The sequence below is a fragment of the Leifsonia sp. EB41 genome (assembly GCF_041262565.1).
Classification (GTDB): domain Bacteria; phylum Actinomycetota; class Actinomycetes; order Actinomycetales; family Microbacteriaceae; genus Leifsonia.
Genome location: NZ_JBGCCJ010000001.1, coordinates 3,433,519 through 3,452,298, shown reverse-complemented (window position 1 = coordinate 3,452,298; position 18,780 = coordinate 3,433,519). Strand labels below are relative to the sequence as shown.

The window sequence follows — 18,780 nt, the reverse complement described above, 5'->3', positions numbered from 1 at the left end:
CGGTCGCAGCCCGGCCTCAGTGCGGGTAGACCTCGATCGGGGCCGCGAGCGGGCCCGCGGGCGAGACCGCGAACGCGCTCGACACCCCGTCCGCGGCGAAGCTGACGCCGGCCACGAGGCCGTCGCCTCCGGTGATCGTGTACCGCCCGGTGGCGACCGCCGCGCCGGCGCCGCCCTCCGCCGGCACCCTGAGGGAGAACGGTGCGCCGGACGCCGGCTGGATCTTCAGCGTGACGTCCTTGTCGGCGGCGTTGGCGAAGTGCAGGCGCGCTCCGGGTCCCGGCGGCACGGCGACGAGCTGGGAGTCCGTGATCGGCGGGGCGGACACGAACCACGCGAAGTCACGGGTCTTGGTCCCGATGACCGACGTGCGGACGGCGGCGACGACGGGGACGCTCGATCGGACGGTGACGTCGAAGTTCCCGTCCTTGAGATGGTCGAGCGGGATCTCGGCGACATTGCCCGCCTTCACGGTCTGCGCGTACGAGTTGCCCGCAGCCGTGCCGGCCTCCCCCACGGCGCCGATCGTGATCTGGGCGTCCTGGGTCCCCGGCACGAAGACGCGCACGGTCGGGAACTCGACGCTGACGGCCTCCGCGGACTGCGCGGCGGTGACGGCGGCGAGCGAGGCGATCGTCACCCCGGAAATGGTCTGCACCCGGGAGGGCAGGCCCGTGGGGCCGGCGAGCTCCAGGCCGCGCGGGTCGATGCCCTGCTCGAAGCTCTGCTGCATGGTGGCCACGACGGCGCCGCCGGTGGTGGTCACGTGGACCACGGGGGCGGTGGCGGAGGGCGCGAGGCCCGCGAGCGGAACGACCTTCTGCGCTCCGGCGGGGACGACGATGCCGGTCGCGCCCGGCGCGGCGACCCGGCCGGTCTCGGTGTAGATGTCGAGGTTGACGGTCGCATCGACGGAGGTCGGGTTGGACAGCAGCACGAGGCTCGTCTGGCCGAGGGTGGTCGCGCCGGCCACGAGCCAGCTGTCGGCGCTCGCCTCGGCGCAGGAGGCCGCGGCCAGCCCGGCGAGGTCCTGGCTGGTGACGTTCTGGACCTGGGCGCCGGCGAAGAGCGGAGGACGGGTCGCGCCCTGCGGGGTCGCGGCCGTCAGCGCCAGCGGGGCCTGGTCGGCCGAGTCGGTGGAGGCGTCCGGCTTGAGGTTCCTGGTCTGGGTGTCGGGACCGTCGGTGCCGTAGACGGTCGAGAATCTGCCGATGGCGCTCGGCTGCGACGCCTGGCCGGTGTCGGCGGCGAGGGCGAGCGCGGGGCCGGGGCACACGCGCTGCTGGTCGGCGGGGACCGGGTGGACGGTCTTCGACGGCGCGTCGATCGCGAAGCCGGACAGCGGGAGCAGGGTCGCGCCGGCGATGACCGCGGCGGCGATCCCGATGCCGACGAGGCCTCCGATCGCGCGGACGCCGCCCTGGGCGAGGGCTCGGCGGTCAGCCACGGTCGCTCCTCTCGATGGCGGGACGGGGCCGGATGATGGTCTCGTCGAGGCCCTCCTCCAGCGTGGTCGGGGCGTCGAACGAGACGGCGGCCTGGAGGGCGAAGTCGTGGGCGGTGGCGTTCGGCCCCGTGGCGGGCTCCGGAAGCGCGGGCTCCGCCAGCGCGGGCTCAGGCGCCGTGACCTGGCTCGGCTCGGGCTTCGGGGCCGTGGTCTCCTCCGGCTCGGGGTGCGCCTCGCGCGCCTCGTCCTCGTCCGCGGACTCGACGACGGCCTCGTCCTCCGGCTCCGCGTCCCATTCGTCGAGGCTCTCGCCCGAGACGGGCAGGTCGCCGTCCGACGGCGGGTCCGGCTCGTCGTCCGGCTCGATGGCGGGAGGCTCCCCGCCGTGCTTGCGCGCCGGGCGCCGGGAGTTCAGCTCGGAGACGCGGTCGGCCGACCGCGTGGTCGGGATGGCCAGCAGCAGCGTGAAGCCGACGATCAGTCCCTGCACGAGCAGCACGATCACGCGCCACATCCCGCCCGCGTCCGGCGGGATCAGCGCCGCCGGCGGCTCGACGGTCGTGCCGCGGTCGAAGGCCCACAGCGAGCCGGTGGTGGTCTGCCCGACGGGGGCGAGCAGCGAGTTCGAATCCATCGCGACGCTCGCGCGCGTCCGGGTGGCGTCGGCCGCCGTGGTGTCCGGCTTGGCCCCGACGTGCTCGTCCAGCGCCGTCGCCGACGGGGTGAGCAGCACGAAGTCGATGCCGAGCCGCTTCAGCTCGCCCGAGGCGTCGAAGCCGCTGCGCGACGCGAGGTTCCCGGCGAGCGTCGCGAGTTCCTGCTGGCCGGACGACAGCGACCGCGCGGTCGAGCTCAGCGTGGTCTGGCCGTCGAGGGTCTGCCCGGCTCCGCGGACGACCTCGGCTCGGAGGCCGCCGTCCGGCTGGGGCGTGATCCGCAGCGTGCCGGTGCGCGGCTGGGTCGAGGCCTTCGCCGTCACCACCGCCGGCATCGTCCGCCCGTCGCTCACCGTCACCAGGGCCTGGCCGTCGTGCGTGGCGAGCGCAGAGGGTACGGCGGCGATCGCGATGGCCACCATCGCGACCCAGGCCGGCGCGAGCGCACCGCGCCGGAGAGTCGACAGCGCGAGCACGGCGGCGCCGATGAGGCCGACCCAGTAGAGGCTCACGGCGCTCCCCGGCCAGATCGGGACGACCGCCGACCCGGAGACAGCGAGCTCGAGGTGCAGGGCCGTCACTGCGGTGAGGAAGCCGGCGAGCGCGACCAGCAGCGCGACGACCGCCCTGACCGTTCCGCGCAGGAAGAGGGCGAGGATCGCCAGGATGCCGAGCGGCGCGAGCAGGATGGGCACGATGATGTTGCCGGGCAGGGCGCCGAGCCCGAACTCGTGCGCGAGGGCGTGCCAGCCGCCGAGCGCGCCGTCCGGGAAGCCGAGCGCGAGCTGCCACGCGGGCGTCTGCCTGGCGTCGAGCGGGACGCCGGGGTCGGCGAAGATCGACAGCCACGCCCCGCGGGAGGCCTGCTGCCAGACCAGCGGTGCGAACAGCACGACGGCCGGCAGCGGGATGAAGACGATGCGCGCGGCGCGGCGGCCGGCGAACGCGATGGCGGCGATCCAGGCGATGACGAGCGCCGGGATGAGCACAGGGGCGCAGGCGACGGTCGCGGCCGCGATCAGGGCCGTTGTGGCGCTGGCCGTCCACGACCGGCGGGCGGCGAGGCCCGCGAAGAACAGCCACGGCAGAAGGATGTGCGCGAGCACGGCGCCGGGACGGCCGCCCTGCAGTGCGACGAACAGCGTCGGAGCCAGCGCGTAGACGACGGCGGCGAAGGCCCGGAGGGTCGGCCGGACGGTCAGCCGCGCGGCGGCGAGCCAGGCGCCGAGGGCCGCGAGCGGAAGGGCGAGCAGCCAGAGTGCAACGAGCGACACGCTCGGCTGCCAGAAGGTGAGGGTGCCGAGCACGGCGAGCACGGCGGAGAACGGGTCGGCGGCGCCGGTGAAGCCGAGGTTGATGTCGCGCCAGCCGTAGCCGAGGTTCGCCCAGAGGTCGCCGACCGAGGTGTTCAGCGGCAGCATCCCGCCGCCGGTGATCGCGCCGGAGCCGGCCAGCGGGTAGAAGAGCACCACGCCGACGGCGAGCATGGCGAGCACCGCCCAGCCGCCTCCCGTGCCCCAGAAGTCGAGCTCCTGGCGCTCGCCCTGCTGGCGGACCATCGCCGCCTCCCGCTTGAGCGCTCGGCCGCGACGCACTTCGGCGAACGGCAGCCGCAGCGGCGCGATGGCCGCCCAGCCGACGGTGCGGGCACGGGCGAGCCGGCGGCGGGCGTTGCCGACCGCCATCCCGGAGAACGCGACCCGGAAGGCCGCGCCCAGCTCGCCGCCGACCGAGCCGGGCTCCTTGCGGAGCAGGCGCACGATGGAGCGCAGGATCGCCAGCGGCACGAGCGTCAGCCAGTGCGGCACGAGCGCCCAGCCCGGCGCGTAGACCATCCGGCGGTGGAGCTGCGCCCTGCGGCGCTCCCCCGCGAGCTTGCGGCGCACCGACCACTTGCGCGACAGGTTGGGGCCGGCCAGGCCGTCGCCGCCGACGGCGACCCTGGCCTGGGCGACGAGCGTCACGCGGTAGCCGGCCAGGCGCGCCCTGGTGCAGAAGTCGAGCCCGGTGTCGATGGCGGGCAGGGCCGGGTCGAAGCCGTCGAGGGCGTCCCAGACCGGCTGACGGACGAGCATCCCGGCGGCCGACACGGCGAGCACGTCGCTCAGGCCGTCGTGCTGGGCCTGGTCGAGCTCGTTCTCGACCAGCGGGAGGGAGGCGCCGAAGGGCGTCATCGACTCGCCGAACTCGCGGATGAACGCGGCGTCGTCGGCGTCCACCAGCTTGGGGCCGACGATGGCGACGGACGGCGAGACCTCGAGAGCGCCGATCAGCGCGGCCAGTGCCTCCGGCTCCGGCGCGGTGTCGTGGGCGAGCAGCCAGAGCAGCTCGTCGGACGAGGTGGTGGGCGGGAGCACGCGCACGGCGGTGGCGATGGCCGTGCCGAAGGACAGCTTCTCCGGGCTGCGGAGGAGCTGGGTGGGCTTGGCGTCGGCGAGGAGGCGGGCGGCGTCGTCCGTGCTCGCGCAGTCGACGGCGATCACGGCGTCCGGCTGTCGGGTCTGTGCCGCGAGGGCGTCGAGAGTGCGCTGCAGGCTGCTGCCGCCGCTCGGGGCGACGACGATGGCGGTGACTCTCGGATACATCGGGAGTCAGCCTAAGTTGGGGCTGCGCCGATCCCGGTAGTGCATCGGGCGCGGCGCGTATTCGACCCGGCTCAGCCCGCGCGCTTGCGGAGCTTGCGACGCTCGCGCTCCGAGAGCCCGCCCCAGATCCCGAACCGCTCGTCGTTGGCGAGCGCGTATTCGAGGCACTGGGACCGGACTTCGCACGAGGTGCAGATCCGCTTGGCGTCGCGAGTGGAGCCGCCCTTCTCGGGGAAGAACGCCTCCGGATCCGTCTGCGCGCACAGGGCGTCGGACTGCCAGGCGAGCGGGTTGTCTTCCTCGACAGCCGCCCGGACCCCCGGAACCCCGAGTCGCACCGGATCCACGAACCAGTCGTCGGGTACCCCAGAACGATATTCAGGAATTGCCATATCGGTTCCCCACCCTCTAACTGACGTACACGTTTGTCGTGTCGCAATAATTACACCGTTGTCATTCGCTTCCGTCAAGTCGCGAATCGTAAAGCCTTAACGCCTGGTCGAGAGTTCACGACGCGCCGAGGCACGACAACAATCGCGACACGCCCGACCTGTCTACCCCCATCGAGCTGCAGGTCAGGACGCCGCCTGCCGTGCTTCCCAGGCGCTGCCTACCATTTCCTCGAGGGAGTGGCGCATCTTCCAGTCGAGGTCGCGCGCGGCGAGCTCTCCTGAGGCAACGATCCTCGCCGGGTCCCCCGGCCGTCGAGGCCCCACTTCTGGGGTGAAGGCGATGCCGGTCACGCGGGCCACCGTCGACATGATCTCGCCCACGCTGACGCCGTCGCCGCTGCCCAGGTTGTAGACCGGCTGGATCGGCTCCCCCGCATCGAGGCGCTTGGCCGCCGCGACGTGCGAGACGGCGAGGTCGGCGACGTGGATGTAGTCGCGCACGCAGGTTCCGTCGGGCGTCGGGTAGTCGTCGCCGTTGACCCGCGGTGTCCGGCCGGCGACGAGGGCGTCGAAGACCAGCGGGAAGAGGTTGTGCGGGCTGGTGTCGCGCAGCGCAGGGTCACCGGAGCCGACGACGTTGAAGTAGCGCAGCGAGGTGTGGCGGAGGCTCGCGGCGACGCCCTGGTCGCGCAGCAGCCACTCCCCGATCAGCTTGGACTCGCCGTACGGCGACTCGGGGCTCTTCGGGGTGGACTCGGTGACCAGGTCGACGTCCGGGGTGCCGTACACCGCGGCGGACGAGGAGAAGACGATCGCGTCGACCCCCGCCTCCTGCATCGCGGCGAGCAGCACGGCGGTGGCGGTGACGTTCTGCTCGTAGGTATGCAGCGGCCGCTGCACGGACACGCCCGCGTACTTGAAGCCCGCGACGTGCACGACGCCGCTCACGGTGTTCTCCTGGAAGATCCGCTCCAGCAGCGCGCCGTCGAGGATGGTGCCGCGGTAGAAGGGCACATCGGCAGGGACGAACTCCTCATGCCCGCTGGACAGGTCGTCGACCACGACGACGTCGATGCCCTCCGCCCGGAACGCCTGAACAACATGGGAGCCGATGTAGCCGGCCCCTCCGGTCACCAACCACGCCACGGGCGTCCTCCTGCTCATTCGCAATCCTGGGGTCCCGGCCACCTTATCGTTCCCGGGATGGACGCCAGGCGGGCGCACACAGCCACCGAGACGTGAGTCGTTGCGGGTTCAGCTCGCGCGATTCCCGCAACTACTCACGTCTCGGCGGCGTGGTGGTGGGTGGCCGGTCAGACGAAGGCGGCCTCGCCGGTGATCGCGCGGCCGACGATCAGGGTGTTCATCTCGCGGGTGCCCTCGTAGGAGTAGAGCGCCTCCGCGTCGGCGAAGAAGCGGGCGACGTCGTAGTCGAGGACGATGCCGTTGCCGCCCATCAGCTCGCGGCAGCGCGCCACCGTCTCGCGCATTCGGGCCGTCGCGAACGCCTTGGCCAGCGCCGAGTGCTCGTCGCGCTGCTCGTCGTCGTCCTGCATCTGCGAGACCCGGGTGCAGAGGGCGATGGAGGCGGTGATGTCGCCGATGGACTTCACCAGGAGGTCCTGGATGAGCTGGTGCTTGGCGATCGGCTTGCCGAACTGCACGCGCTCCTTCGCGTAGCGCAGCGCCGCCTCATACGCGCCGACCGCGACGCCGACGGCGGCCCAGGCGACCTCGGCGCGGGTCAGCCGCAGCACGGCAGCCGTGTCGCGGAAGCTGTTCGCGTTCTGCAGGCGCAGCGACTCGGGCACGCGCACGTTCTCGAGCGTGATGTCCGCGTTCTGGACGATGCGCAGCGACGTCTTGCCCTCGATCTTGGTCGCGGTGTAACCGGGTGTGCTGGTCGGGACGATGAAGCCCTTCACCTGGCCGTCCTCCGCGCTCTTGGCCCAGATGACGGTGATGTCGCTGAAGGTGGCGTTACCGATCCAGCGCTTGGAACCGTTGAGGATCCAGTCGTCGCCGTCGCGGGTCGCGACCGTGCGCAGGCCCTGGGCGGAGTCGGAGCCGGAGTCCGGCTCGGTGAGGCCGAACGCGCCGAGCACCTCGCCGCTGGCGAGCTTGGGCAGCCACTCCGCACGCTGCTCCGTCGAGCCGCAGACGCCGATCGCGCCGAGCGCCAGGCCGTTCTGCACGCCGACGTAGGTGCTGACGGAGGCGTCGACCCGGGCCAGCTCCAGGGCGACCCAGCCGCGGAAGACCGCCGAGTTCTCGAACGGCGCGGTCTCCTCGAAGCCGAGGCCGATCGCTCCTGCGGCGTGCAGCACGTCCACGATCTGCCGCGGGAACTCCGCACGCTCCCAGTACTCGTTGACGATCGGCTTCAGCTCGGTCTCGAGCGCCGCGCGCAGGTTCGCGATGAAGTCGCGCTCGCGCTCGGTCAGGAGGTTCTCGAAGCCGTAGAAGTCGCTGGCGAGGGATTCGAAGGCCATGTGTGCTCCAGTGCATGCGGTCGGCAGAGACCGCCAGCCTAGGGACCGGCCCCGGGCTCGGCAAAGCGATTGGTACTTTGGTCTAACCGGATCGAAGGGAACACCACGGATGTTTGTGCGCATCGGCAACACCCCGCGCGATTACGCGTGGGGTTCCACCACCGCGATCGCCCACCTCCTCGGCACGACGCCGAGCGAGGCCCCGGAGGCGGAGCTGTGGCTGGGCGCGCACCCGGGCTCCCCCGCCCGCATCCTCGACCCGGAGGAGGCCGGAGGAGCCGCCGACCTCGCGCACTGGAGCGAGACGGCCGGGAAGCTCCCCTACCTGCTCAAGGTGCTCGCGGCGGCGGGGCCGCTGTCGCTGCAGGCGCACCCCTCGTCGGCGCAGGCGCGCGCCGGGTTCGAGCGCGAGAACGCCGAAGGCCTGGCGCCGGACTCCCCCGAGCGCAACTACAAGGACCCGTTCCACAAGCCGGAGATGATCTTCGCGCTGTCCGACCCGTTCGACGCGCTCTGCGGCTTCCGGGAGCCCGCGGACGGCCGCGCCGCGCTCGAACGGCTGGCGGGCGGCGACCCCGCGGTCGCGGCGTTCGCCGCCACGCTCGACGGCGACCCGCAGCAGGCGCTGCGCCGCGCGACCGAGTGGCTGCTGGGCGGAGAGCCGGAGGTGGCGGCGGTGGTCGACTCCGTGGTCGAGGCGGCCAGGACCGCGGAGGGCGTCGACGCCGACACCGTCCGGATGCTCGCGGAGGCCTTTCCCGGCGACCCGGGGATCGTCCTCGCGCTGCTGCTCAACCGGGTCGCGCTGCGCCCCGGCGACGCCCTCTACCTCCCGGCCGGCAACATCCACGCCTACCTCCGCGGGCTCGGCGTCGAGCTGATGGCCGCCTCCGACAACGTGCTGCGTGGCGGATTGACGCCGAAGCGGATCGACGTGCCGGAGCTGGTGAGCATCCTCGACTTCGCGCCGTTCGCCGTGACCCCGATGGTCCGGGAGCGGCCGGCGCCCGGCGTCGAGGAGTTCGTGCCCGACGTGCCGGACTTCCGGCTGGCGCGCGTGGAGGTCGGCGGCGACGTGCCGTCCACCACGGTCGAGCTGCCCGGCACGGCGATCGCGCTCTGCACGGCCGGGGACGTCGAGCTCCGCGGCGCCACGGGCACGCTGCGGCTCTCCCGCGGCGAGGCGGCCGTGGTGACGGCGGACGAGGGCACGCTGACGGTATATGCCGGCGCGGGAACACTCTTCCTGGCGACGCCGAACCGGTGAGCTATCCTTCGGGGGTGAGCAGGCCCTCCCCTTCCGCGCGCGGATCGAAACCGCTGCGCGACCGCGTCGACGCCGCCCGCGGCGCCTCCGGCACCGGGGTCTCGGTGTTCGCGGTGCTGGTGCTGTTCACCCTGTTCGCCGGGGACTTCTGGCGCAACCTGATCAGCTGGCCGGGCTACTTCGTGCTCGCCGCCGTCCTGGCGGTGGGGAGCGTCGTCCTCCTGGTGCGGCTGCGGCCCGCGGTGCGCTGGCGCAAACTGCCGAAGTCGCTGGTGCTCTTCCTGGCATACGCGGTCGTCTCCGTGGCCTGGTCGGCGTATCCCGGTGCGACCGCGCTCGGGCTGGTGGCTCAGTTCGCCACGACGGGCGCGGCGCTGTTCCTCGCGTTCTGCCTGAGCTGGCAGGCGCTGCTCACGGCCCTGGCGAACGCGTTCCGCTGGATCCTCGGGCTGTCGCTGCTGTTCGAGCTGATCGTCTCCGTCTTCGTGCGCAAGCCCGTGCTGCCGCTCACGCCCGTGCAGCCGGCGCCGCCGACGCACATCCCGTCGGCCTTCTACTGGAGCCGCGACCTGCTCTTCCACGGCGGTCAGATCCAGGGGATCCTCGGCAACAGCAACCTGCTGGCGATGGTCGCGCTGCTCGGGCTGGTCGTGTTCGGCATCCAGCTCGCCGATCGCAGCATCCGCCGCGGGACCGCGATCACCTGGGTCGTCGTCGCCGTGCTGACCTTCGCGCTGACCCGCTCCTCGACCGTGTTCATCGCCGCGGTGGTCACGGCGGTCGTGCTCGGCTTCGCGCTCTGGACGCGGCGCGCCGGCCCCGAGCACAGGCGGCCGGTGTACCTCACCGCCGCAGCGCTCACGATTGTTGTGGTCGTGTCCGTCGTGCTGTTCGCCTCCCGCATCCCCGTGCTGCTCGGCAAGAGCGAGGACCTCACCGGCCGGCTGACGATCTGGAACTCCGTCATCCACCTCGCCCAGGAGCGCCCGGCGTTCGGGTGGGGCTGGGTGAGCTACTGGGCGCCCTGGGTGTCGCCGTTCAAGGACCTCGCCGTGCGCAGCGGCGTCACCTACCTGCAGGCGCACAACGCGTGGCTGGACGTCTGGCTGCAGCTCGGGATCGTCGGGGTGGTGATCTTCGCCCTCCTGGTGCTGAGCACGCTGTGGCGGTCCTGGTTCCTGGCCGTCGACCGGCCGCGGGTGGCGGTCTCCGACGACCTGCCGTACACCGCGCTCGCCCTCCTGCCGCTGCTGCTGCTTGCCGCCCTGCTCGCCCAGAGCCTCGCCGAGAGCCGCATGCTGATCGAAGGGGGCTGGGCCCTCCTCGCGCTGCTCGCCCTGAAGACCAAGCAGTCCGCCACGTAGGATTCTGTTCATGGCCGAACCCCGTCGAACCCTGGTGCCGCCCGCGGTGACCGAGTTCCTCGGATCGGCACGATTCAACTCCACCCTCGCGCTGCTGGCGGTGGTGACCGGATTCTCGACGCACGCGATCCGCGCGCTGATGGGCTGGCCCGGCCTCATCGGCGTGCTCGGCACCATCGCCGTCCTTGCGGCGATGTCGTTCATCGCCCAGCGCAAGCTCATCGAGTGGCACGGCCTGCTGCCGATCTCCGCGCTGCTGTTCGTCGGCTGGTGCGCGCTGTCCATCATCTGGAGCGACTACCAGTGGGCGACGATCGGCGGGGTCTTCTACCAGCTCCTGTTCGCGTTCCTGGCCGTCTACATCGCCCTGGTGCGCGACGCCATCCAGATCGTCCGGGTGGTCGGCGACGCCCTCCGCGTGCTGCTGACCGTGTCGCTCGCGCTGGAGGTCCTGAGCGGTCTGCTGCTGGACCTGCCGATCCGCTTCCTGGGGATCGCGGGCAACATCGCGGCGGGAGGCCCGATCCAGGGCCTGTTCGGCACCCGCAACCAGCTCAGCATCGTCGCGCTGATCGCGTTCGTCACGTTCCTCGTCGAGCTGCGCACCCGCTCCGTGCGGCCGACGGTGGCGGCGTTCTCGATCACGCTCGCCGCGCTGTGCATCCTGCTGGCGCACTCCCCCGTCATCGCCGCCGTGTCGGTGGTGGTCGGGTTCGCCACGCTCGCGCTGTACCTGCTGCGGAAGGTGCCGGCTCACCGCCGGACGCTGGTGCAGTGGGCGCTCGCGGTCGTGACCATCGCCATCCTGGTCACCGGGTGGATCTACCGCACCCGCGTGATCGATCTGCTCAACGCCCGCGCGGACTTCCAGGTGCGCTACAAGCTCTGGATCCAGATCTGGGAGCTCATCCCGATCAACCAGATCGCCGGCTGGGGCTGGGTCGGCGCCTGGCCGACCGACCTCTACCCGTTCAACGCCATCCAGGACGCGACAGGCACGTACCACCCGGACGGCCTGAACGCCTACCTGGACGTGTATCTCCAGGTCGGCTTCATCGGCCTCCTGATCTTCGTCGCGCTCATCGCCCTGGCGTTCGGCCGCTCCTGGCTGCTCGCCTCCAACCGCCGCAGCGTCGTCTATGCCTGGGCGCCGCTCGTGCTCGTCGCCCTGCTGGTCACGAGCGTCTTCGAGAGCTCGATCCTGATCGAGTCCGGCTGGATGCTGATGGTGATCTGCACGGTGAAAGCGTCGCAGGGTATGAGCTGGCGGCTCAGGCTGCCGCACCGCGACGGGGCCTGAGCCCCTCCTGCGCTCCGGTCAGCCGATCCAGGACATGATGTTCCAGCCGGACCCGATGGCCCGGGGCGTGCCCCAGCCGGACTGCCCGTTCGTGGGATAGAGGACGAGCGCGCCGTCGGAGCGCTGCGCGATGACGTCGTCGTGCCCGTCGCCGTCGAAGTCGCCGACCGAGACGATCGCGGTCATGCTGTTCCAGCCGGAGCCGACGACCTTCGGGGTCGCCCAGCCGGCCGGCGTGTGCCCGTACAGCCAGAGCTGCCCTGAGGCGTTCCTGGCCAGGATGTCCGGCTTCCCGTCGCCGGTGAAGTCGCCGATGCCGAGCACGGCCGTCATACCGCCCCAGCCCGAGCCGATCGCCTGGCGCGGCAGCCAGCCGCCGTGACCGTTGCCGGGATAGAGCCAGAGCGCCCCTGTCGTGTCGATCGCGGCGACATCGGCGGTGCCGTCGCCGTTGAAGTCGTGCACGGCGATGATCCTCGTCATGCCGTTCCAGCCGGAGCCGACCAGCTTGCGCGGGAGCCAGCCGCTCGCGCCGTCGCCCGGGTAGAGCCAGAGCGCTCCTGAGGAGTCGCGCGCCAGGATGTCGTTGCGGCCGTCGCCGTCGAAGTCTCCCGGCGAGAGGATCGCGGTCATCCCGTTCCAGCCGGCGCCGACGGGGACGGAGGCGGGCGCGAGCCAGCCGCCGGAGCCGTTGCCGCGGAACAGGGAGAGTGCTCCGGAGGTGGTCCGCGCCAGGACGTCGGCCGCGCCGTCGAAGTTGAAGTCGCCCATCGCCTCCGTCGTCGGGCCGGGCGTCGCGGCGGCGAGCGCGCTCACGCCGTTCGGGGTGCCGAGGCCGGTCGGGCCGTCGTAGCCGGGGCCGGCCGTGCACAGGTTCGCCGGGGTGCAGCCGCCGGTGCTGTTCGACCCGGTGGTCACGTCGTTCAGCGCGGACGGCTTCGCCCACGGGTACGACGCGGGGTAGGTCCCGGTCGCGGGCTGGCCGGCCAGGGCGTACATGCCCGCGATCAGAGGCGACGCGACGCTGGTGCCGCCCAGGACCTGCCAGGCCGGCGAGTACGGCGCGGTCATGGTGGGGACGTACCCTGCGACACCGGTCTGCGGGTCCGCGACGGCGGAGATGTCGGCGACGGCCTTGGTGGAGCACCCGGTCCCGGTCTGCCAGGACGGGCTCGGACTGTAGCCGCTGCAGCCGCTGCCCGCACCGCTCCACGCCGACTCCGACCAGGCGCGTGCGCCCGGCGCGGGGTTCGCGACCGGGGACAGCGAGGTGCCTCCCACGGCCGTGACGTACTGGGAGGCGGCGGGGAACTGGGTGCCGTAGCCGTCGTCGCCACTGGCCGCCGTGACGACGACACCCGGGTGGTCGTAGTAGTGGTCGTAGCCGCTGAAGTCGGCGTTGTCGAGCGCGCCGTAGGAGTTGCTGACGTACTTGGCGCCGAGCGAGACGGCGGTCTGCGCCGCCGCACCGAGGTTGTCCACGCTGTTGTCGTCCGCCTCGACGAGCAGGATGCGGCAGTTCGGGCACGCGGCGCTGACCATCTGCAGGTCGATGTCGGTCTCCGGGCCCCAATGATGGTCCGGATCGACGCTCGGGTAAGCGGTGCCGCCACGCTGGTCGAGCTTGCGGAAGCAGCCGTTCGCGCTCGTGCAGGCCGGGAGGCCGAAGCGCGAGCGGTAGACCGCGAGATCCGCCTCGGCGGACGGGAGGTCGTAGGCGTCGACGACCGCGACGGTGGCGCCGCCCCCGGCGGTGGCCGCCGTCGAGAGGTTGTACGCGGCCTGGAGGTCGGCCGGCCCGTACCCGACCGGGTTGCCCACCGATGGGGAGGCGACGCCCTCCACGACCTCGGCGAAGCAGGCCGCGTGCCCGGGCCGCGGATCGGCGCAGGTGCGCTTGTGCGGGTGACCGGCGAGCTTCGGCGACGCGGTCGCGGTCGGCGGCGGAGCCGACGGCGACGGCGGTCCGGCTGCGAGGGCGGGCTGCGCCGCGACCCCCGTGAGAGCAGTGGACGCCAGCACGGCCACGATGATGAATGCACTGGTGAACCGTGGCACCGGCTACCTCCCCGAATCGATCGCCAGTCACAGTACCAGTCCGAGGAGACGGCCCTTCTGCCCCCACTTGTGGGCTGTTCATCGCCGAACACGCGGCGGATCGGCTGACTGCTTGCGTATCCGCGTATACCATCATCGTGCGCGGCGGCCCACCGACCGGGACCCGACGCGGCGCATCCCGAGCGGGAGGCTTCCGATGCACACCAAAAAAATCCCATCCCTGATCACCGTCGCCACGGCCGTCGCTGTGGCGACTCTCGTGACGTGCGCCGGCCTCGCTCCGGCGACCGCGGCCCCCGCCACCGGGGGCACGGCGTCACCGGCCCCGGCGGCGACCGCCGGCGCCACGGCGACGCCCGCGCCGGCCACCCCGGCCGCCACTGCTGCGCCGGCCGCCACAGCCGCCCCGGCTGCGCCGACACCCACTCCGACACCCTCGCCGTCATCCGGGACTTCGCCCGTCACGGGCCAGGACCCGGACCTCGCCACGCAGAACAAAGCGCGCAACCACGCGATGGGATCGACCATCCCGCAGAACCTGCCCGGCTCGAAGACGGCCTCGCCCAACCTGACCGCGTCGCCGAGCGCCGTCCCGCCCGGGCTGCCCGGACTCGACGTCAGCGGCTGGCAGACCGGCATCAACTGGTCGCAGGTCGCCGCGAACGGCGCGAAGTTCGTCTACATCAAGGCGACGGAGTCCACCGACTACGTGTCCAGCCAGTTCGCCAGCCAGTACAGCGGGTCGTACGCGGCCGGCCTGACGCGCGGCGCGTACCACTTCGCCACGCCGGACACGAGCTCCGGCGCCACCCAGGCCAACTACTTCGTCGACAACGGCGGCGGCTGGTCGCAGGACGGACGGACGCTCCCCCCGCTCCTGGACATCGAGTACAACCCCTACGGCGCGACCTGCTACGGCCTCAGCGCTCAGGCGATGGTCAACTGGATCGCCGACTTCTCCAACACCGTCTTCAAGCGCACGAGCCGCTACCCCGCGATCTACTCGACCACGGACTGGTGGACGCGGTGCACGGGCAACAGCGCCGCCTTCGGCATCAACCCGCTCTTCATCGCGCGCTACCCGAGCAGTGTCTCGGACGGCGCAGGCACCCTCCCCGCCGGCTGGGGCGCGTACACGATGTGGCAGTGGGCCGACGCCGGCGTCTTCCCCGGCGATCAGGACGTGTTCAACGGCAGCGCCGCCGCGCTCCAGCAGCTCGCGATCACCGGACGCGCGATGGCGCAGCCGATCATCGGGGCGGGCGACCTGAACGGCGACGGCAAACCCGACCTGCTCGCTCGGAAGCCCGACGGCAGCGTCTGGTTCTACGCCGGGACGGGAGCCAGCGGGTCCTCCGCCGGCTACCTCAACGGGGTCCAGATCATGTCGGGCTTCGGCATCTACGATCAGATCCTCGTGGCGGGCGACCTCAACGGCGACGGCAAACCCGACCTGCTCGCGCGGAAGACGGACGGGACCCTGGTCTTCTTCCCCGGCACGGGCGTCATCGACGCAACCCACAGCGGTTTCGGCCCGGCGGTCGTGCTCGGCCAGGGCTGGGACATCTACACCGACCTCATCGCCGTCGGCGACGTGACGGGCGATCACAAGCCCGACCTGCTCGCCCGGCGTCCCGACGGATCGCTCTGGCTCTACGCGGGGACAGGCGCGGTCTCCGGGAGCAACGTCGGCTTCTCCAACGGGGTGCAGATCGGCGTCTCCTGGAACATCTTCAGCCAGGTTCTCGGCGCCGGCGACCTCGACGGCGACGGCTGGAACGACCTGCTCGGCTTCCGTCCGGACGGCTCGCTCTGGCTCTACAAGGGTTCCGCCTCCGGGTTCACCACCGGTACCCAGGTGACGATCCCCGGATTGAGCGCGAGCGACCTGCTCGTCGCGCCGGGGGACGCGAACGGGGACGGCAAGCCGGATCTGCTCTCCCGGACGAGCTCCGGCACGCTGAACTTCTTCGCGGGAACCGCACGCGGCCAGGCGGCCTTCGGCGGCGCCCAGGTCGTCGGCTCCGGCTGGCAGACGTTCACCACCGTCATCGGCGCAGGCGACCTCAACGGGGATGCGAAGCCCGATGTGGTGGCCATCAGGAACGACGGGACGCTCTGGTGCTATCCGGGCCGCGGTTCGACCGGCGGAGTGAACTCCGGATACACGTCCGGGGTCCTGATCGGATCGGGCTGGGGCTCCTTCACCCGGGTCATCGACGGCGGGGACTTCGACGGCAACGGCACGCGCGACCTGATCGCCGTCCGGAACGACGGCAGTCTCTGGCTCTACCCGTCCACGGGAACCGTCGCGGCCGGGTCCGGCGCCTATACGGCAGGCGTCCAGATCGGCAGCGGCTGGGGGGTCTTCACGCAGGTCATCGCCGGAGACTACAACGGCGACGGCGTCCAGGACCTGATCGCGACCCGCGCCGACGGATCGCTCTGGTTCTACCCCGGCATCCGGCACACGTCGTCCTCGACGGCGTGGTTCGGCCAGGGTGTCCAGGTGGGCAACGGCTGGAACGGCTTCACCTTCGTGAACTCCGGCGACGCGAACGGCGACGGCAAGGCCGACCTCGTCGCAACCCGGTCCGACGGGACGCTCTGGTTCTACGCCGGCACCGGCAGCACGTCGTCCGGCGGGATCGGCTGGGGCGGCGCCGCGCTCATGGGCGGGGGCTGGAACACCTTCTCCTCGGTCACCGGGACCGGCGATCGCTCGACGGGGCGCTCCGGCGACCTGATCGGCGTGCGCAACGACGGGGCGCTCGTCTACTATCCGAACACGATCATCCCGATCCCCGGCTACGCGGCGTCCGTCACGGCCGGCTCGGGCTGGGGCATGTTCGGCTGACGCGATCGGCCTGAGGCCGTCGCCGTACCAGGGACGGCCTCAGGCGGGCTGTACGAGGTCGCGGAGCACGTCGGCGGTGCCGCGGCTCGCGAACCTCTGGTACTGGCCGGTGCGCGCGAGCCGCAGCACAGGGAGGGCGCGGGCGAGGCGATTGCCCGGCATCGCCGCCCGGGCGGCCTCGAACGCGGCCTTCGCGCGGGCCGCGTCCAGATAGCCGGGTCGCACGAGGTCTCCGAGCACGGCCAGACGGTCGGCGAGCACGGCGAACCGCCGCGCGAGAAGCCGGTTCCTGTCCGCTCTCGGCTCGAGGACGCGCCCGACCTTGCGGCGGAGCGTCGGTGCGCCGACGCCGATCTGATTGCCGCCGTGCTGGCGGTAGTCGATCGTCGCGCGGGTCTCGACGTCGACCCGTCCCGTCGCGGCGGCGATGGCAGCCAGCCACTCGTCGTGCACCCACGGCTCCGGGAACGGCAGGGCGATGTCGAGCAGGGACCGCCGGAAGACGACCGTGGCGCCCGTGGCCAGATTGCGGCGCAGGAACGCGTCGAATGCGCGACCCTGCCGCTCGGCCTCGAGCTCCTGCGGTGACACCTCCAGCGACTCGAAGAGCGTGCGCCCGAGGGGCGCGCCGTCCGCGTCCACCAGGTCGGCGTCCGTGTGGAGCAGCACGAGGTCCGGCTCGGCGGCGAATCGCGCGCCGAGCGTCGCCAGCCTCCCGGGATGCCAGACGTCGTCCTGGTCGCTCAGCGCCACGACCTCGCCGTCGGCGGCGCTGACCGCTCGCTGGAAGTTCCGGGTCACCCCGAGCGGGCGGTCGCCCTCCAGCACGGTCACGATCGTCGGCCACGGCTCCTGGGCGACCCTCCTGACGATGTCCAGGGTCCCGTCGCGGGAGCCGTCGTCCGACACCACGAGCTCCTGCGGAGGCGGGTCCTGGGTGAGGATGCTGCGCACCTGCTCTTCGACGAAGCGCGCACCATCGAAGGTGCAGAGCGCGACGCTCGTGCTCGGAGCAGCCATCAGCGTCGCTTCAGGCCCACCGACAGAACGCCGAGGAACATTCCCGCCATCACGGTCTGCGCGCCGAGGATCATCAGGACGGCCGCCGGGATCGCCGCCCGGACGGTGGCGATGGCGTGCAAGGCGCCGAACCCGGAGGACGCCCACACCGAGAACTGGACGACCCCGACCACCAGGCCGACGAGGAACAGCGCAACACCGGCGAGAGCGCTCGACTCCAGGCTGATCCGCCGCTCCAACCGGTCGAAGTTGCGGCTGCGCGGGATGCGGAAACCTTCGTGCTGCGCGAAGATCTTGGTCAGGATGGCGAAGATCACACCCTGGTAGCCGACGGCGGCGAGCGCCGCGAGGTACACCTGGCTCGCCACGTCGAAGCCGATGTCGCCGACGACCAGCGGACCGAAGCTGAGGAACAGCGTGCCGAGCATGCCGATGGCGAACGCGGCCGTCCCCGGCACGAGGAACAGCCACCGCGGGCTGAAGATGAGGAGGAAGCGCAGATGGCGCCAGCCGTCGCGCCAGCTGCGCAGGTGCGGAGGCCGGGAACGCCCGTCCTTCTTGAGCGTCGTGGGCACTTCGCTGACCCTGCGGCCCTCGAGGGAGGCCTTCACGACCATCTCGCTGGCGAACTCCATGCCCGTCGTCTGCAGCCGCAGCGACTGGATGGCGGCACGGTCGAATCCGCGCAGTCCGCAGTGGAAGTCGCGGATCGGCGAGCGGAAGAAGAGGCGGCCGATGGTGGAGAGCACCGGGTTGCCGAGGTACTTGTGCAGGGGCGGCATGGCACCCGGCTCGATCCCGCCGCGGAACCGGTTCCCCATGACGAGCTCGTCGCCGGCGCGCAGCCGCTCCAGGAACGCGTCCAGGTCGGAGAAGTCGTAGCTGTCGTCCGCGTCGCCCATGATGACGTAGGTGCCGGAGGCTGCCGCGATCCCGCCGATGAGCGCCGCGCCGTACCCCTTGTCCGGCACGTCGACGACGCGCGCGCCGTGTTCGCGGGCGATGTGCTGCGAACCGTCGGTGCTGCCGTTGTCCGCGATGATGATCTCCCCGACGACGCCGCTGCGCCGCAGGTAGCCCTGGGCCTTGTCGATGCAGGTCGCGAGGGTCTCCGCCTCGTTCAGGCACGGCATCACGATCGACAGCTCGATGGCGTCGGCCGCCGTCTCCGCGGCCACGAACGGCGCAGGCACCGCGGGTGCCGCGGGGGCGAGGAGGGCGGGCTCGACCGTTCGCGCGAACGGGCCGTCGGCCAGCGCGGGGGTGTCCGTAGTCGTCATGACCGTGGCCGTTCTGTCGTCTGTCAGGGCGTGAGAGCGATCTGATAATAACCGCAAGCGTG

At 71.9% G+C, this 18,780-nt stretch carries 12 protein-coding genes; 4 read left to right on the top strand and 8 right to left on the bottom strand.

The genetic code is table 11. The features are described from left to right. Positions 1-16: 16 nt before the first annotated feature. The 5 genes from ABH923_RS17005 to ABH923_RS16985 form a co-directional block, all read right to left on the bottom strand. Positions 17-1,447: a DUF5719 family protein gene (locus ABH923_RS17005; protein WP_370056576.1), complete on the bottom strand. Its 1,431-nt coding sequence runs from the start codon at positions 1,445-1,447 to the stop codon at positions 17-19. Next, on the bottom strand, positions 1,440-4,688 hold the full coding sequence (locus ABH923_RS17000; RefSeq protein ID WP_370056575.1) for a glycosyltransferase: 3,249 nt from the start codon (positions 4,686-4,688) through the stop codon (positions 1,440-1,442). Before ABH923_RS17000 ends, ABH923_RS17005 begins: the two co-directional genes overlap by 8 nt. 71 nt (positions 4,689-4,759) lie before the next feature. Beyond that, complete coding sequence (locus ABH923_RS16995; protein ID WP_370056574.1) at positions 4,760-5,080, bottom strand: WhiB family transcriptional regulator; 321 nt, start codon at positions 5,078-5,080, stop codon at positions 4,760-4,762. Between the two features lie 183 nt (positions 5,081-5,263). Beyond that, entirely contained in the window at positions 5,264-6,226 is a 963-nt protein-coding gene (galE, locus tag ABH923_RS16990) for a UDP-glucose 4-epimerase GalE (RefSeq protein WP_370057385.1), read from the bottom strand. Positions 6,227-6,393: 167 nt separating this feature from the next. Beyond that, positions 6,394-7,572, bottom strand: coding sequence for an acyl-CoA dehydrogenase family protein (locus tag ABH923_RS16985; protein WP_370056573.1), 1,179 nt, complete (start codon positions 7,570-7,572; stop codon positions 6,394-6,396). Between the two features lie 109 nt (positions 7,573-7,681). Between ABH923_RS16985 and manA the strand changes: the two genes are divergently transcribed. Genes manA through ABH923_RS16970 form a run of 3 tightly spaced genes read left to right on the top strand, consistent with a single transcriptional unit; the run spans position 7,682 to position 11,503 of the window. Further along, positions 7,682-8,839 carry a mannose-6-phosphate isomerase, class I gene (gene manA / locus ABH923_RS16980; protein WP_370056572.1) on the top strand — a complete coding sequence of 386 codons (1,158 nt, stop codon included), beginning with the start codon at positions 7,682-7,684 and terminating at the stop codon, positions 8,837-8,839. Positions 8,840-8,853: 14 nt separating this feature from the next. After that, entirely contained in the window at positions 8,854-10,203 is a 1,350-nt protein-coding gene (locus tag ABH923_RS16975; RefSeq protein WP_370056571.1) for an O-antigen ligase family protein, read from the top strand. A gap of 10 nt (positions 10,204-10,213) precedes the next feature. Beyond that, positions 10,214-11,503 carry an O-antigen ligase family protein gene (locus ABH923_RS16970; protein WP_370056570.1) on the top strand — a complete coding sequence of 430 codons (1,290 nt, stop codon included), beginning with the start codon at positions 10,214-10,216 and terminating at the stop codon, positions 11,501-11,503. 18 nt (positions 11,504-11,521) lie between these two features. Here the strand turns inward: ABH923_RS16970 and ABH923_RS16965 are convergent, their stop codons facing one another. Beyond that, complete coding sequence (locus ABH923_RS16965; RefSeq protein WP_370056569.1) at positions 11,522-13,561, bottom strand: FG-GAP-like repeat-containing protein; 2,040 nt, start codon at positions 13,559-13,561, stop codon at positions 11,522-11,524. Positions 13,562-13,757: 196 nt separating this feature from the next. On the opposite strand from ABH923_RS16965, the gene ABH923_RS16960 reads away from it, so the two are divergent. After that, positions 13,758-16,418 carry a GH25 family lysozyme gene (locus tag ABH923_RS16960; RefSeq protein WP_370056568.1) on the top strand — a complete coding sequence of 887 codons (2,661 nt, stop codon included), beginning with the start codon at positions 13,758-13,760 and terminating at the stop codon, positions 16,416-16,418. A 39-nt stretch (positions 16,419-16,457) separates the two neighbouring features. On the opposite strand, the gene ABH923_RS16955 is transcribed toward ABH923_RS16960, so the two are convergent. Next, a complete protein-coding gene (locus ABH923_RS16955) occupies positions 16,458-17,438 on the bottom strand; it encodes a glycosyltransferase family 2 protein (RefSeq protein ID WP_370056567.1) in 981 nt (326 codons plus the stop codon). Further along, positions 17,438-18,718: a glycosyltransferase family 2 protein gene (locus ABH923_RS16950; RefSeq protein ID WP_370056566.1), complete on the bottom strand. Its 1,281-nt coding sequence runs from the start codon at positions 18,716-18,718 to the stop codon at positions 17,438-17,440. The genes ABH923_RS16955 and ABH923_RS16950 overlap by 1 nt, the downstream gene beginning before the upstream one ends. Positions 18,719-18,780: the final 62 nt, after the last annotated feature.